The 16871-nt window shown below is 44.6% G+C and carries 14 protein-coding genes; 7 read left to right on the top strand and 7 right to left on the bottom strand.

Annotation, left to right across the window (positions count from 1 at the left end; all coding sequences use genetic code 11):
• Nucleotides 1-115 precede the first annotated feature (115 nt).
• Entirely contained in the window at nt 116-3133 is a 3018-nt protein-coding gene (gene torS / locus L3V33_RS03600) for a TMAO reductase system sensor histidine kinase/response regulator TorS (RefSeq protein ID WP_237289142.1), read from the bottom strand.
• Between the two features lie 64 nt (nt 3134-3197).
• The gene (locus tag L3V33_RS03605) at nt 3198-3362 is read right to left on the bottom strand and encodes a hypothetical protein (RefSeq protein ID WP_228010435.1); all 165 of its coding nucleotides are present in this window, start codon (nt 3360-3362) and stop codon (nt 3198-3200) included.
• Between L3V33_RS03605 and torT the strand changes: the two genes are divergently transcribed.
• Both torT and L3V33_RS03615 read left to right on the top strand, forming a co-directional pair.
• A complete protein-coding gene (gene torT / locus L3V33_RS03610) occupies nt 3307-4254 on the top strand; it encodes a TMAO reductase system periplasmic protein TorT (RefSeq protein WP_237289151.1) in 948 nt (315 codons plus the stop codon). The genes L3V33_RS03605 and torT overlap by 56 nt on opposite strands.
• A gap of 60 nt (nt 4255-4314) precedes the next feature.
• Nucleotides 4315-4770 (top strand): methylglyoxal synthase, encoded by a 456-nt coding sequence (locus tag L3V33_RS03615; protein ID WP_009844869.1) that lies wholly within the window; start codon nt 4315-4317, stop codon nt 4768-4770.
• 134 nt (nt 4771-4904) lie between these two features.
• Here L3V33_RS03615 and L3V33_RS03620 read toward each other — a convergent pair whose 3' ends face one another.
• Together L3V33_RS03620 and helD are read right to left on the bottom strand one after the other, a co-directional pair.
• On the bottom strand, nt 4905-5255 hold the full coding sequence (locus L3V33_RS03620; protein ID WP_237289153.1) for a VOC family protein: 351 nt from the start codon (nt 5253-5255) through the stop codon (nt 4905-4907).
• 152 nt (nt 5256-5407) lie between these two features.
• Nucleotides 5408-7483, bottom strand: coding sequence for a DNA helicase IV (gene helD, locus L3V33_RS03625; protein WP_054547042.1), 2076 nt, complete (start codon nt 7481-7483; stop codon nt 5408-5410).
• Nucleotides 7484-7660: 177 nt separating this feature from the next.
• On the opposite strand from helD, the gene yccS reads away from it, so the two are divergent.
• The 5 genes from yccS to L3V33_RS03650 all read left to right on the top strand — a co-directional run bounded on the left by yccS (nt 7661) and on the right by L3V33_RS03650 (nt 13224).
• A complete protein-coding gene (yccS, locus tag L3V33_RS03630) occupies nt 7661-9844 on the top strand; it encodes a YccS family putative transporter (RefSeq protein WP_237289163.1) in 2184 nt (727 codons plus the stop codon).
• Nucleotides 9845-10176: 332 nt separating this feature from the next.
• Nucleotides 10177-10362 carry a hypothetical protein gene (locus L3V33_RS03635; RefSeq protein WP_004730253.1) on the top strand — a complete coding sequence of 62 codons (186 nt, stop codon included), beginning with the start codon at nt 10177-10179 and terminating at the stop codon, nt 10360-10362.
• Between the two features lie 121 nt (nt 10363-10483).
• The gene (locus L3V33_RS03640) at nt 10484-10804 is read left to right on the top strand and encodes a hypothetical protein (RefSeq protein WP_004730251.1); all 321 of its coding nucleotides are present in this window, start codon (nt 10484-10486) and stop codon (nt 10802-10804) included.
• 170 nt (nt 10805-10974) lie between these two features.
• Nucleotides 10975-12234, top strand: coding sequence for a hydroxymethylglutaryl-CoA reductase (locus L3V33_RS03645; protein WP_054547176.1), 1260 nt, complete (start codon nt 10975-10977; stop codon nt 12232-12234).
• Between the two features lie 78 nt (nt 12235-12312).
• Nucleotides 12313-13224, top strand: a complete 912-nt coding sequence (locus tag L3V33_RS03650) for a LysR family transcriptional regulator (RefSeq protein WP_237289165.1) — start codon at nt 12313-12315, stop codon at nt 13222-13224.
• 58 nt (nt 13225-13282) lie between these two features.
• Here the strand turns inward: L3V33_RS03650 and L3V33_RS03655 are convergent, their stop codons facing one another.
• From L3V33_RS03655 to L3V33_RS03665, 3 genes are all read right to left on the bottom strand, one after another.
• Complete coding sequence (locus L3V33_RS03655; protein ID WP_171315765.1) at nt 13283-14197, bottom strand: YjjW family glycine radical enzyme activase; 915 nt, start codon at nt 14195-14197, stop codon at nt 13283-13285.
• Nucleotides 14198-14253: 56 nt separating this feature from the next.
• Nucleotides 14254-15810 carry a YjjI family glycine radical enzyme gene (locus L3V33_RS03660; RefSeq protein ID WP_237289167.1) on the bottom strand — a complete coding sequence of 519 codons (1557 nt, stop codon included), beginning with the start codon at nt 15808-15810 and terminating at the stop codon, nt 14254-14256.
• 366 nt (nt 15811-16176) lie between these two features.
• Nucleotides 16177-16776: a methyltransferase gene (locus tag L3V33_RS03665; protein WP_065205939.1), complete on the bottom strand. Its 600-nt coding sequence runs from the start codon at nt 16774-16776 to the stop codon at nt 16177-16179.
• Between the last annotated feature and the right edge of the window lie 95 nt (nt 16777-16871).

Consider the following 16871-nt stretch of genomic DNA (forward strand, 5'->3'; position numbering starts at 1 on the left):
GGTTAGCCTTTCATAAAGAGAGCTGACTTGCACGGTATAAAAAATCCTCTGACGAATATTCGTTCAGAGGATTTTTTTGACTTGTTGATTAGATCAAGTTTAAAGCAAGCTCACGTCATTGGGCAGAAACATAAATTAGTAACGCCTCTAACGAGTCTTTAACCAATTCAGATAAAGCGTGGTCGTTATCTCGGTACTGCAATAATGGTTGTTCGCTAGCTTCAATACTCTGACACAAATTGTACAGCGCTAATAAACCCAAACTGCCCGCCGAGCCTTTCAGCTTGTGCGCCAAAGACTTCACTTCTCGTCCGTTATCGGCTTCGCTTGCCTCGACTAATTCATTCAAGGTAAGGTTACTGCTCTCCTCGAACAGCACAACGATCTGTTTCATTTTATCCAATCCAAGAATCGATAGGTCACCCTCTATCACTTTGGAATCAATCAGTTTCACTGGAGTGTCTCCTTCATCTTGGGAATCCGTTGTCGTCGTGTACTTGGCTAAAACATCTACCATCTGTGTCGAGCACTCATCACTGTTACCATTAATCATACGATTACCATTTTGCTTACAAACAGCATCGTTTGGATCGGGCTGTGGCAACAATAGTGTTTTACCATCGAGTTGAGCAACAATGAGCTGAGAAAGAGCCTCTTTTTCTAGCGGCTTAGGCAAGAAGCCATCAAAGCCAGACGACAAGTAGCTTTCCACTTCCTCGTTAAACACGTGAGCCGATACTGCGATCATTGGTGGTACTTTGCGTGTTACGTTTTCTTCATTCTCATGCTGAAGCGCATCGTCTTTGAGATGTTGAATCAGCTCTACGCCATCGCAGTCAGGTAAATTGATGTCCACCAGCGCAATATCAAACTCTTGTCCACTGAATATTACTCTCGCTTCTTGTCCGGTTGTCGCTATCACAACATCGTGGCCCAGGTTATTCAAAAAGCCTTCGGCAACAATACAGTTCACAGGGTTGTCTTCAATCAGAAGTACCTTCGCTCGGATACAAGCTTCAATAACCGTTGCTTTCGTTTCAATTTTCTCACCTACTTCAAGTGGCAATGAGAACCAAAACTGACTGCCCTCGCCTTCTTCGGAATGAACACCAATGTCACCATTCATTGCCAACATGATGCTTTTACTGATCGCTAATCCAAGCCCTGTGCCACCGGTTTTGTTGCGACCGCTATCGGTTTGGGTAAAGGCATCAAACAGACAAGCTTGTTCGCTAGCGTCAATACCGACACCGGTATCTGACACTTCAAACATCACTCGATTTTCATCTTCGATATCTAAACTAATGAAGATATCGACCGAGCCACTTTCAGTAAACTTAATCGCGTTACCGACCAAGTTATTCAATATTTGACTGATTCGAGTGACGTCACCACGCCAATAGCGTTGCACGTCACTTTCGATATGAAAATCAAAATTAAGCTTCTTCTCAGCGGCGCGCCCTTCCATTAACTGATAGGTATCTTGAACCATCTGGTAAAGGTCAAAAGAAGCCGCGCGTATTTCTAGATGTCCCGCTTCGATCTTTGAATAATCCAGTACGTCATTCAAAATCGCGAGTAGATTCTTACCACTGCGGTTAATGATGTCCGCATAGCCTGATTGCAGCGGGTCTAAGCCGGTATCTTTAAGCAATCTTGCGGTACCTAATACGCCATTCATTGGCGTTCGTATTTCATGGCTCATCGTCGCAAGGAAAGCAGACTTGGCACGGCTTGCTTGTTCTGCCGCATTGCGAGCTTTAGCGTGGTTACCCACCTCGACATTCAACTTCTCATTGGTCTTTTGCAGTTGATAGGTTCGGTCTGTGACCAACTCTTCTAAGTGCTCTTTGTGCTCTTCGAGCTCACGTTTTGCCTTAGCTTCGCCAACCGCGACCACTTGTAGTGCTTGCGCAGTGTTTCTGGCGGTGATGATTGCCTCGCCCATATGAGCTAACTCATCATTACCCTTAACCGAGATATCAATATTCAGGCGACCTTGTGCGATAGACATCAAGGCCGATGAGTATTCAGTAAGGCGTTTAACAACCGAGATATACACCACTCGCCAAACGATAAATGCGACGATAACCAAACCAATAACCGAAATCACAGACAGCGACCATTGAGCCAAGTTCAAGGTTGACGTCAGCTCATCAACCGCTTTTTTTGTGCTTCGGTTTGAATCATCAACCAGTTGGTTAACCGTTGTATTCAGCTGAGAGAACAGCTCCAACGTATTTTGCATCAGAAACTCTGACTTTTTGGTGTTCTCATATTGTTCTAGCGAGATATCGAACACGACCTGGCGTTTTCTCAACTCTTCAAGCAACTGAGACATCTGCGCAGAACGAGTCGGATCTTCCACCGCTTTAACGCGGCGCGCCATGATTCTTAGGTTGGATTCGAACTCAGACTGGATTTGATGAATACGTTCAACGTTGGTGACGGTCTGAGTTTCTTCAATTTGATTGAGCATCTTGAACGCCAACAAATGCAATTCGTGCAGACGCTCAGACAAATCAAGATCAACTTCAACAAGTGCGTCTAAAGCTTGGTAGGCTCTATCGGTTTCTTTGGTTTCTAGCAGGTCGTAGATGTGCGTTACGTTAGCAACCGCAATGGTGGCAGTATTCAGCACTTGGGTTCGCGTGAGCTGCTCTAACTCTTCTGCGAGTAGACGCATCTCTTCAACACGAGACGTCAATTCCTTGCTTAACCAAAGCTTACGTTCGACCGAGACACCCAGTTCAGCCAGTGTGTTAATAACGCTTTGAACATTGTTTTCGAGTTTATTGAGAAGTTGGGAATCAAAACTGTCGACACCAAGCTCTTTGATATGCTGAAGAAGTGCTTCAAGCTGGCCAAACAACACAGTGCCAGCCTCTTTTCGTTCGGCCTCGTTTCTCGCATTAGAAAGCGTTTGTACCGACGAAATAATACGGTTACTCAACTCAGAAACTTGACGAGCTTCGATCATAGCAGGAAGCGCTGAATCGACGACGTTTCTTTCCGTTTTTGCTACAAAGCTAAAACCAGAAACACCGATCAATGCAGACAATAGAACCAACAGTGCCATCACTAAGAATGAGGCCAGTAGCTTGCGTCCAATACTCGCTGAGGCTAACAACATAAACTTTAAACCTTAAAACGTTCTTCTTTACCCATGCAGAATACGCTATATTTTGCAGTGTTTCTTATCTAAAACCAATAAAACGGCAATTCATGCTATCTAGACCTTTAGCTTCAAAAATCATTCTCTCACTACTGGCCTCAGTAACCTCTGTCGCGAGTGCTAGCGAGCCTTTGAGCCCAATAAAACCTGCCGAAGCCACATCACATAAAGAGAAAATTTGTGCCATTTATCCGCACCTAAAGGATTCTTACTGGTTGTCTGTTAACTACGGCATGGTCTCTGAAGCAGAAAAGCAGCAAGTTGAGCTAAGAGTATTAGAAGCCGGCGGATACCCAAACATTGGTAAGCAAGCGTCACAGCTGGTGCTTTGCACACAATGGGGAGCCGACGCCATTATTTTAGGCACAGTTTCACCCGATGCTTACCATGACAATCTTACGGATTGGGTTGGCTCGACGCCTGTGTTTGCTACTGTGAATGAGTTGACCGTCAATGAAGAACAACAAAAGGTATTGAAAGGCACGGTCGGTGTCGACTGGTATCAAATGGGATTTCAAGTCGGAGAGTTTTTGTCGAAACGACATCCGAAAGGATCAGGCGAAACACCTATCGCCTTGTTACTTGGCCCTCAAGCAAGTGGCGGTACTAAGCCTGTAGCACTGGGGTTTTATGATGCAATCAAATCGAGCGATATCAAAATTGCGATAAGCTATTGGGCAGACAACGATAAAGAACTGCAAAGAAACTTGGTACAACAAGTCATCGAGCAGCCAGGTATTCAATATATTGTCGGAAGCGCAGTCGCGATTGAAGCTGCGATAAGTGAGCTGAGAGCAGCCGGTAAAACCAAAGAAATTGGATTAATTTCAAGTTACCTAAGTCACGGAACCTACCGCGGCTTGCTTCGTAACAAGGTGCTTTTTGCACCAACAGATAAAATGGTTGAGCAAGGTCGCTTATCGGTAAAACAAGCCACCAGTTACTTACGCGGTCAACCTTATGAGAAACACAGTGCACCCATGATTGAAGCACTGACACCTGCAACACTCAAAGATCAAATTATCGCCGACTCATTGTCACCTTCTGAGTTTCGTCCGGTATTCAGTGTGAATCCTTAGTGCTATATTGGCTGAAGAACTCAAAACAATAAAAACGAAACAATCATTTAGGGAACATTCATGCAAAAAACGACGCGTACTATGCCAACGCATAAGAATATCGCTTTGGTCGCTCATGACCATTTCAAACCTGAGCTACTTAGATGGGTCAAAGAGAACAAAGAAAAACTACAAAAGCACTTCCTTTATGCAACGGGCACAACGGGTTCTCTACTCAGTAAAGAAACAGGCCTAGCAATTAAGAGCATGATCAGCGGCCCAATGGGCGGTGACCAACAACTTGGTGCGCTTATCTCTGAAGGCAAGATCGATATGATGATTTTCTTCTGGGATCCACTGAATGCCGTACCACATGACCCAGATGTAAAAGCACTGCTTCGTATCGCAAGTGTTTGGAACATCCCAGTGGCAACCAACCGTGCTACCGCTAACTTCCTATTTAACTCTTCACTGCTTGAAGAAGAAGTGATCATTGAGATCCCAGACTACGAAGCGTACCTAGCTGAGCGAACTTAATGGTTCAGCGCTCTTAACTAAGCAGAACGCTTCGATATGAACTAAGAAAAACGCTTCGTTAAGAACCAAAATAACGTCAAAGACTAAAAAGCCTGCTTCATCGCAGGCTTTTTGTTCACTAGAACCTTAACTCGCTACTTGTCACTCCATACCGCCATTTCGTTGCCACTTGGCTCTCTAAAGTGGAAACGTCGCCCGCCGGGGAAACTAAATATCTCACGATTTACCTCGCCACCAGCATCAAGCACGTCACGCTCGGTTTGCTCAAGATCTTCGCTATAGAAAACCATCAGCGCTGCGCCACTTTCAGCATTCGACGCCAGATCCGCTAAATAGAACCCACCCATTAAGCCTTTCCCTTCAAAAGCAAAATACTCAGGGCCATAGTCTTCAAAGGTCCAACCAAACACTTGGCTGAAAAACGCCTTAGTTGCAGCGATGTCTTTCGCAGCAAATTCAATGTAGTTAATAGAGCCGTGTTCCATAGCGGATTCCTTCTGCTTTATGCCTTTTTCCTAATGATAATATCTTACGCCCTAATTAAAATAGCTAGCACGCTGATGATAATTGCTTATGCCCTAATAAGAATAGGTAGCGGGCTTGAAGATCTAATCTTAGACAATTACCCCAAGTGACATCACTTTTTACGAACGACGGGGTAATCAGATCCATGCAGTTCTTGTACAAAACCAGAACCGTCGCCACTGTGTGTGATCCATACTTTCTCTTTTGCTCGCGTCATTGCCACGTAAAATAAACGACGCTCTTCTGCATAAGGGAAGGCGTCTGATGATTCAGTCAATGCGCCATCAATATGCAGCTGTTTCTTCTTCGTCGGGAACTGCCCTTCATCAACACAAAGAATAATCACAAAATCTGCTTCTTTGCCTTTACTGGCGTGGCAAGTCATAAAATTAATGTTGATGGATGTGAAGATTTTTTTCCAATCTTCCAGCAATTCTGGTTTGTGGTAATGGTTACGTCCAAGTAGCAATACTGACTTGCTGGCTTTACCTTTTACTTGCCTATTAATCTGATCCAGGATCTTCTCAACTTCTTTGCTTGGCGCACTGTACACCGCCTTCTGCTTCTGTTGTTTGAAGCTGTTCAGTTCTTTCGGAAGCTGAATCGGGTTTTCCTGCACAAAACGATTGGCAACTGCACCTAACTGATTGTTAAATCGGTAAGTCGTATCTAGGTGATGAATCGTCGAGCTCTCAAAACGATCCTTAAAGCCCGTCGTTAAATCAACATCTGCGCCCGCAAACTGGTAAATCGACTGCCAATCATCACCTACCGCAAAAATAGAAGCTTGGTGTTGCGCTTTCGACTGATTACACAGTGCCTCAACCAAGGCAAGGCGATCTGGCGAAATGTCTTGATACTCATCGATCATGATGAACTTCCAAGGCGAGATAAACTTGCCTTTTTCGACATACTGAGTCGCTCGGCTGATCATGATTGAGAAGTCGATGTGATTCTGTTCTTTCAGTTCTTTTTGCCATGCTGTCACGCATGGCCAACACAGTGAAAGCTCGCTGTTGAGACGCGTGTAGTCTCTGTGATCAATCAACTGCTGTTGTACTTCCTTCTTCGATAAACCCGATGCATTCAACTGCTCAAGCTGCTTTTCAAGCCAACCAATCAACTTGAGGTTTGAAACATGACTACCAAGTTCGTCATCACCTGTTAAATAAGCGATTGGCCACTTAGACAGGTGCTTTTGCCAGCGTTTGAAGTTAGTCGGCGTCATCCAGTGCTTTTTCAACCAATCAATGCACCATGCTTGGCGTTGATTGTCATCGAGCGCTAACGGAGAGATAACCACACGTTCAGGTTCAACCTGATTAAGGATCTTTAGACCCAACTGGTGGAAAGTACTCACTTGCACCTTCTCTGCTGATAAACCAATTTTGCTGTTAAGGCGCTGTTTCATCTCTTCCGCGGCTTCGCGACCAAATGCGAGCAATAACAACTCTTCAGCTTGAGCTTGATGACTTTGCAGTAAATACGCGACGCGAGCTGTAAGAACACTGGTTTTACCCGAGCCAGCGCCCGCTAATATAAGGTTGTGATCATCATTCATCAAGACCGCATATTGCTGAGATAAATTGAGTGGTGACGATTCACATTGAGCAAACAATACTTCCCAGTTTTGTCTTTCTGTTTCTAACCACTGCTGATTTCTTTCGGCTTGCTTAATTTCCGTCTCAGACAACCATGGCTGCATTCGAGCAATGCGGTTTGGCATACGCTGCGCCGCTTCTTCTAAAGTCATCGTCATGTTTTCTAAACTTGAGTTAACCATGTCGACCCAAGTCTTAACTTTAGAATGCGCTAGGAAAGCAGGAAGTTGCTCAAGACGTGTCAATTCAGCTTCCCATTGAGGAACGTGTTCAGCCAATTGTTCACATTGAGTGTCATGCCACTTCTGATAAGCAGCAACCGATGCGCGTGCAAATTGACGGCATTGTTCCCAAGGTAGACCTTGTACTAACCAGCTGCGCTGTTTGCCATCTTGTTGATTAGCAAAGAACTGTAACGATCCCCAAAACAATCCGCGTTTTATCGCGATCTTGCCACTCCAAATAGTAAACGGGATTCGTTCTTCACTGCCTACTGAAGATAACAGCAGGCGTGGACCATCAAGTTCGACTTGATGATATTCATTTTGAATAAAAAACTGTGCAGTCTTGTTAGCGCTTAGCTGCATTGGAGTGTGCTCTCTAATTGGGAATATTGAATTTATATCATGATGCTGTGAGAATTAATAATGTCTCACATCTTATCGATGCTTTCATGACCATCTAGGGGCAATTATGGATAAGTATCAAATTCTTGTGCTTGATTTCTGTTAGGATTATGGTTTTAGTGTGTCAAGTGAGCGACTGTGGACTTCTCAGCCAAATTGCGCCTCTATTGGGCGAATAAAACCATAAATTACAGCGTACTAATTCTCATCACTCTACTCGGTGTTGTGGTTCCTGCTTGGTATTATGGACAAAACACACTCATCACACCTTTGATCTTAGGTGTTATTGCTGCGGCTCTTGCTGAAAGTGACGACAGCTTTACCGGGCGTTTGAAAGCACTCACGCTAACCTTTATCTGTTTCGCTGTGGCCGCTTTCTCAATTGAGATCCTGTTCGATACACCGTGGCTGTTCGCGATAGGGCTTTTCGTTTCAACCTTCTCTTTTATTATACTCGGTGCAATTGGCCCTAAATACGCCAGTATCGCGTTTGGTTCGCTGCTTGTTGCTATCTATACCATGCTCGGCGCCCATGAGAGCACCAACCTTTGGTTTCAACCGCTTCTACTTTTAACCGGCGCCGCTTGGTACTACTTCATGTCGATGATTTGGCAGATTGTCTGGCCGATGCAGCCCGTACAGCAAAACCTAGCCACGGTGTTCGACCAAATCGGCAATTACATCGGATCAAAAGCGGAACTCTTCTACCCTGTATCTGACCTTATTCCTCAGCCACATCGTATTATTGAAGCTAAGTTAAACGCCAGTACCGTTAATGCACTCAACATGTGTAAAGCAACACTGCTTAACCGGTCTAAGCGCGGGCACATTGATGGTCCGAGTGACCGATTCCTAAATACCTATTTCATCGCACAAGACATTCATGAGCGCGTGAGCTCTACCCACTACCGCTATCAAGAGCTGGCAAAGCACTTTGAACGCTCTGATGTGTTGTTTCGATTCAAGTATCTACTCGAAGCCCAAGCCACAGCCTGTAAAGAAGTGGCGAGCTCATTGAAAGTCGGAGCTGAATACCAGCATGGCGATAAATCTGTATTAGCACTTGATGAGTTAATGTCTTCGCTTAACCATCTTAACCAACAGAACAAGCCCGAGTGGAAATCACTGCTCAACCAATTGGATTACTTATTCAATAACCTCGCTACCGTCGAAAAGCAGCTCTCGAATATCAGTAACCCGGATGCGGAAAAGTTGGAAGAAGACGTATTGGACGATACCAACCCTCATACTTTGACGGCAATGTGGCACAAGATCAAAGCCAACCTGAATACCGACTCGATGCTGTTTCGTCATGCGATTCGTATGGCAATCACATTGACGCTCGGCTACGGGATCATTCAAGGTTTTGACATAGAGCGTGGCTATTGGATCTTGTTAACGACACTGTTTGTATGCCAGCCAAACTACAGTGCAACACGACAAAAGCTGACGGCTCGTGTCATTGGCACCGTTGCAGGCTTGTTGATTGGAGTACCACTACTGACCTTCTTCCCGTCTCAAGAGAGCCAGTTAGTTTTCATTGTCATCAGTGGCGTGATGTTCTTTGCATTCAGAATCAATAACTACGGATTTGCGACCGGCTTTATAACGCTGCTTGTACTCTTCTGCTTTAACCAATTAGGGGAAGGCTACGCGGTGGTGTTGCCAAGACTAGCGGATACCTTTATCGGTTGTGCCCTCGCCGTACTTGCTGTCATTTACGTGTTGCCTGATTGGCAATCAAAGCGATTGCACAAAGTCATGGCAGATGCGCTCGATTCCAATAAGAACTATCTCGCTCAGATCATTGGCCAGTATCGCGTGGGTAAAAAAGACACCCTTAATTACCGTATTGCGCGCCGCAGTGCACACAATAACGATGCCAACCTGACTGCGGCCATCAGTAGCATGTTGGTTGAACCAGGTAAGTATCGTACCTCTGAAGATGAGAGTTTCCGATTCCTAACCCTTAATCATGCTCTACTCAGTTATATCTCTGCTCTAGGTGCTCACAGAACGCGTATCGATGATGAAGCAACACATAAACTAGTATTAGATGCACACAGAGTAATACACGAACATCTCGACGCTCTAAATGATCAACTCTACTCCCACCAAGAACATTGTGAAGTGAAAAACGCTTACGACCCTGAACTGGATAAACGTCTGAGTGAGTGGCGAGAAGAAGACGAGAGTTCTGTCAGAATGGTTCTACAACAGCTGCATTTGATCTATCGAATGCTTCCAGAATTGCATACCTTAGCGACCAAGTTTGCGGTTAAGGTAAAGATAGATAAGCCGTTTGAAACAGAAGCTTCTTGAACAACAAACAAAATACTGTAAAAACAAAAAGATACCGCCAATCGCTCACCTTTTGATCATTGAGTGTATTTATACATTGCTCTATCCATACCCCAAACTGGGTAGAGCAATTGCTTACCTACCCTTTCATTACAAGGGATGCGGGGATTTTTACATTGTAGGAATTCTCTGACTTTGATTGACCCAACCATAACTTTGCCTAACATTTCTCGGACAAAAAACAACCACAGAAATTTATAGTTGTCTTAGTTTTAGGAAACTTCAAACTTCATTTACTATTCACTTAATCTTGTTTGATTTCCTGAATCAGTAGGCTATGCTCTATAGAGCATATGGATTTGAACAAAGGTCACATTATGAATACACAGCAATTTGAAGTATTTAAGCAGCAAATACAGCTTCTTAGCCCACAGCAATTGAAAGCACTTCAAGGTGAAATCGACGGCAACCTTGAAACGGACCAGCCTTCTCTGCTTACTGATGAAGAGTTAAACGCACTAAATGACCTGTTTAATTAATAGACAGACGTCACTATTTTAGCTTAAGTTCACCGTTTCACCGTAAATTTCACCTGTTCACCATTGCGCTCAAAATATCGTCCGCCTAGACTCATTCAATACGTCAATAAAAGGTTCTGCTATGTCGATATCTGGTATTCAATCTGGTTACGCCATTATTCAGCAGTCAACCAACATGGCTGAAGAAGCCGCAATCGAGCTCAACCAAGCCTCCAAACACTCTCTAGAATCCGATGACGCTTTCCAAACTAGCGATTTCAGCTTTAACCAAATAGAACCTGAACAATCCATTTCGTTTAAAGAGAAAGAACCGGAACCATCTTCATCCTCAACTGATGCACTTATAAAACTGACTCAAAGCGCAAGTTATAACCGCGTTGGTGCGAGTGTGATTGATCGTCAAAACGAAGCCATCGGCAGCCTTCTCGATATCCATATCTAGTTCAATCTCATAGTGAGCATTTTTTGACGAAGTTGTCTTGCTTAGGCGAACAAATTGCTGCTAAACCCATACAAACTGTAACTCATTATATCAGGCGCTTGTTTCTGGCTTATTACTCGGTAGAATCAGCGCAAACCAATTTGCTGCACAAACTTTACTTCATACTATTTATGCCAAAACTAAATCTGCATCGCCGTGACTATGTTTCTATTTTAGGAGGCGACATCTCCGCAGACGCATTAGAAAAAAAGCTTCAGCCTCATTTTGAAAAGCCAGTAAATAAGCTGACACCTAGCCCCTATCTGACAGAAAAAAATCTAGCACGTCGCTGGACAGCTCTCGACAATTTAGATTCTCAACAAGAGCTCCTCGACCCTCATACACAAAGTCAGGTCCAAGCTTATGAGAAAAACATTGAGCACTTTATTGGCACAGTTAAAGTCCCTGTGGGAATATCTGGCCCTTTAAGAGTCAATGGCCTATTTGCTACGGGCGATTACCTCGTCCCACTCGCAACTACAGAAGCAGCGCTTGTTGCGTCTTACAATCGTGGTTCTAAGTTGATTACGGCATGTGGTGGCGCAAGTGCTATGTTGCTCAATGAAGGTGTCACACGTACTCCTGGTTTCGCATTCCAAGGATTAGTTGAAGCCGGACAGTTTGTGGCTTGGGCTGTGACTCAGTATGACCAGTTCAAGATCTTGGCAGAATCAACAACATCACACGGCAAGCTTACCGACATCAATATCAACATAGAAGGTAACCATGTTTATTTGGTGTTTGAATTTCTAACTGGTGATGCTTCTGGTCAAAACATGGTGACCATCGCCACCAATGCAGTCTTTGAGTACATCATAGAAAATACGCCGGTTAAGCCCGATCATGCTTTCCTAGATGGTAACTTGTCAGGCGATAAAAAAGCCAATACTCAAACCTTGCGCAGCGTTCGTGGTAAAAAGGTCACAGCCGAGGTTAATATCTCTGCCGAGCTTGTCGCTAAGTACCTCCACACTACACCAGAGAAAATGGTGCAGTTCGGACAAATGACCACAGTCGGTGGGGCTTTGAGCGGCACGATTGGTATCAATGCTCATTATGCAAATGCACTTGCTGCGCTCTACATTGCGTGCGGCCAAGATGCAGCCTGTGTGGCTGAATCGGCGATTGGTATGACTCGTATGGAGCTCAACAAAGAAGGTGGCCTATACGCTAGCGTAACACTGCCTAATTTAATGCTAGGTACAGTAGGCGGCGGCACTGGTCTACCAAGCCAAAAGGCATGTCTAGATTTACTTGGCCTTCACGGCAATGGTAAATCGCAAGCCTTAGCTGAGGTATGTGCTGCATTATGTTTAGCGGGTGAACTGTCGATTGTAGGCGCGTTTTGCGCAGGTCACTTTTCGCGAGCTCATCACAAATTAGCTCGTTAATAACCTTTATCCAATTTGGCTTGTGAGATTTTGTGGATTGCACAAGAGCACAAGCCACTCTGAATGCGTGAGTCATAAATGGATTACTTACACTTATCTAGAGTGAGCCTTAAGCACCTCACTGCGCTTCATATTATGCTGAGCACCCACAGCGTTACTCAAACCTCAGAGCAACTCTTTGTCAGCCCTTCGAGTGTGAGTAAGACATTATCTCAGCTGCGTGACATACTTAATGACGAGCTTTTCTATCGGGACGGCACCAAGCTGATCCCGACGCCATTTGCCTTGCAGGTAGCTCCGACTGTTCACGCGATTCTTTCAAGCATGAACGGACTGCTTCATCAGAAGAGTTTTACCCCTCAAGAATACCAAGGCAGCTTTTCACTTTCGATGCGCGAAAGTACCTTTGAAGTATTCGCGTCCAAGCTCAGCAAAATTACCACTGAACTCGCACCCAAAGCCAAACTCAACATCTATTCGAAGCAACAGCTGGGTTTTGATGCTTTGCTTAGCGGTAAGATCAACTTGATCTTATTGCCCCATGATATTTCCCAGCCACCGACCGATAATAAGGAGCTGGTTTGGGAAACGATTCTTCCAGACGAAATGGTTTGTTTGATGGGCGCAGACCACCCTCTTGCTCAGCAAGAACTGACGATTGAAGGCTACTTAGATTACAAGCACATTGGGATTTTAGATAACGAACTGTCTCAGCCTTACTTTGAGCAAAACTTAGTTCAATGTCATAAGCCAAGAGATATGGCAATATCGGTAGCGGACTTCGGTGCAGCGGCTGTACTGTGTCACCACACGCCTTTCCTATTCACCAGCTCTAAACAGTGGGCTGAACATGCTAAGCAAGCTCAGGGCTTAGTGAGCAAACCCTTGCCTTTTGATTACGGCAAAGTGGCGTATAGCTTGGTGTGGAACAAGCCCAACATGAATGATCAAGCGATCAAATGGTTGTGTGACCTATTTTTAGAGGCTTGATATTTTTAGAGACTTTACGTTCTTAGAAACCTGATTGACCGCAGAAGAAACTTAGAGGTTAAGTATAAACCTCTGGGGTTTGCATTGGCCTTTTAACGATCGTGTAGAGCTTATCGTGAAAGCTCTGCATCTGTTGTTCGGTGCATTTAGGCCAATCTAACGCTTCACCAATCACACCATGATGTTGAAACGCATTCAGTCGAATTCGAACATCATTTGGTAGCGTCTTCAAGTAACGCCCCACTTGTTCAATTTCATCTTCAAGATCGCTTTTATTCGGAATATGCAGCAACCTAACTTCATGCAGCTTTCCTTTGCCTGCAAGATAATTGATGGTTTCAAACACTCGATGGTTTCCTCTGCCCACCAGCCATTGGTGCGTTTCAGATTGCCATGATTTTAGGTCAATCATCGCGCCATCAAGGTAAGGCAACACCTTGTCCCAGCCTTGCTGTGACAACGAACCGTTACTATCAATAAAGCACGTAAGGTGCGCTAGCTGCGGATCACTTTTAATCGCTTGAAATAGCTCAATGATAAACGGCAACTGCATGGTCGCCTCGCCACCTGAAATAGTGATTCCGCTTAAGAAAAATTGGTTATGCCTGACGAGTTCAAGCACCTCTGAGACCGTCATCGTGGTAATTTTCGGGCTCGACTTATGATCGCAGACATCAATGCACTGATCGCAGTTGGTGCAAACTTCTGGGTCCCACTTAACTTTGCCATCAATCATGCTTAAAGCATTGCTTGGACAGCCACTAACGCAGTCTCCACAATGGTTACAGTGATTAATTGTATGAGGGTTATGGCAAGTAATGCAGTCAAAATTGCAGCCCTGAAGAAACAGCACCAAGCGGTTTCCCGGGCCGTCAACACAAGAAAAGGTCAGCACACGGCTGACCTTCGCTTGTTTTTCTGTCTTATTATTTTTAACCCTAGCCATTTGAGTTGTTAGATCAGAAACTTTCATAATTCACATTGTTCGTATTCGAAACGCCTCACACACATAACACACGCACGTTAGAGCTATTCGTATGTCGGCGACATCTCTAAGCTTGCCACGCGTGGCTTACGCTCTAGAATGCCCGTATTTTTAGCGGCTTCAGCACCAAGAAAAGTAGTATTGGTGCGTGAACCTTGCTCGTCATATTTAGCAATATCAGACAGCTTAATCATGTAACCCGTCACACGAACCAAATCGTTTGATGCAACGTTAGCCGTGAACTCACGGTAACCCGCCTGAATCGCGCCTTTACACAGGTTAAACATCGCTTCAGGATTTGATTTCACTGTTTCGTCGATGGTTAGAATGTCACTGATACCCGAGGTGTAGAACTTATGGTGACCCGCGGTAGCACGAACGTAAGAGACTGGATCTGGTTCGGTGCCATAAGGAATACGGACACCCGGAGTCACATCTTCATCTAGGCTAATACCGCCTTGAGCATGCAGCAGAGCCTTACCTTCCAGCCCATATTTCACTTCAGAGCTTTCGACGATCTCAGCCAGCTTTTCAGAGATACGGTGACCGAGTTGATTCGCCTGTTCATCGTGACCATAGCGCCATGCTTGGCCTTCTTTTTTCATCAAAATGTTAACGGCTTCCGCCATGCCGTAAATACCAAACATGGGCGCAAAGCGATCTTCTTCAATCAAACCTTCTTTAGTTAAGAAGCCTTCAAAGAAGTTAGACTCTTCATGCAAGAAGCGGCTACGTGCGTTCATCAGTTCGATCATGATGTTGCTGTAGTTAGGCAACACTTGCTGCAAGAAATCTACGCTGTCCTCAGATTTTAGAGCCACTTGCTTAAGGTTCATACGCACCAAGGTGTTTGAACCACCCGCTAAAGGCAAAGAGTTATAGCAGCTCACAATACCAAAACGCTTGTCGCCGTAAGCCTCGGCATGCGCTGGATAGTTTGCGATATGTGGTTTACTGCACTCACAGATATTGCTTGCCGCATGACGAAGTAGATCATCAGGTGTCACAGCAGGGTCATACATAAAGGTTAGGTTTGGTGCGATCTGCTTCAGTTCAGCATCTACGCGCAAAATCGTACGACACACAATGTTGTCGGTCGGGCCGATATTCACATGCATAAAGGCATCTGGCAGTGTGCGGTCCAGCATAATCCAGAACAGCTTAAGCTTTTGATATACCTGCTCATCCGTCAAGTCGCCAACAAATGGCATCAACACATCATCCAACTGACCTAGGTATACCGGAATTGATGTCACAGACGGAACATGGTGGTAAAGGATGGTCAGCATGTTCAATGCTTCATCGAAATTAGTGGCCGCGCTAAGCTCTAAATACTTTGAGCCTTGATGTAAGTATTTAGAATAGTCTGGAAGTACATAGCGCGGCTTAAATGGTGCATGCCCTTCAAACATGTCACATAGCACACCTTGTTGTAGGGCTTGCTCTACTTCATTGCTAACCGGCATATACGGTAGGCTGGCTTCAGCTTCTAAGGCAAGATAACTCGACTTCTGCTTTGGAGACAGGTGGGCATCTGAAATGATATTGCTAAAGCGTTGTTGTTGCTCTGAAAGTTGTGGAGAAGCAGATTGGTGGCTCATGATGAAACCCTTAATATTATTATGGGCTTATTTTATATCTCACTGTTACATTTCCACTAATGAAATGTATGCAAGACTATATTTCCCAAATGGAAATGAGTAATTTGTTAATTGCCTGAAATTTGCTTATCTATGAACGAAATGGAAAGAAAGAAGCCAGTGTTGGCGCTGGTAGTGATAGTGATAGTGATAGTGATAGTGATAGTGATAGTGATAGTGAAGATATTAAAAGCACTCAATGGCTCGCCTGTTTGAAACACAAACGACTAAAAATAGAAAACCCACATAACTGACCTTAAGATCGTTGATGTGGGTTTCGTTATTTTAGATGAGCATTACCGAGGCTAGCTCTAGGCATACACACGATTACAGATAAGGAAGCACTTGTTTACGTCCAACACCCATCAATACCTTTAACTCTCCTTGTGGAGTGTTGATCGAGAACGGCGTTGACACTTCAACCACTGCAAAGCCAGCTGCACTCAATACATTCTCTGAGCGCTGTTGGCTTACACCGTAGTCTTCGCTGTCGTTCTCTAAGTACCAATCCCAGTGTACAAACGTGCCGTCGTTTTCAAGCAGCGTGTAAATCAGACTGACTGTGTCTTGTAGGTTCGGGATAAAACCACACACCGAAGAAGCTACCACTAGGTCAAACTGGTTTCTGAATGCTGGATGCTGCGCTGCAAGCCCGCGCGATAAAAGATCAACAACAGGTTCAACGTTGGGTAACTCTTTCTTATCTAACTCTTCAATCATCCCTTCAGAGATATCAAGTGCGATGATCTCTTTTGCTAAAGGAGATATTTTCTGGCTGAGTAGTCCTGTACCACAACCAAAATCAAGGACACGGGTTCCGTTTAAATCAACGAGCGGTGTTAACTGGTCAAATACGGACTGTGCGAATACTGCGGTCGCGGGATCTTTATCCCAATCAACGGCGTACTCGTCCCATTGTTTCGCCATCATGGCCTCCATCTTTACTTCTTGTAGGTTCGGAACTTCCCCAGAATAAACCAAATTAGTCAATTCGTCATAGAGTTATCATGCAAAGATGGACT

Origin of the sequence: Vibrio sp. A2-1, assembly GCF_021728355.1 — a bacterium.
Classification (GTDB): domain Bacteria; phylum Pseudomonadota; class Gammaproteobacteria; order Enterobacterales; family Vibrionaceae; genus Vibrio; species Vibrio splendidus_K.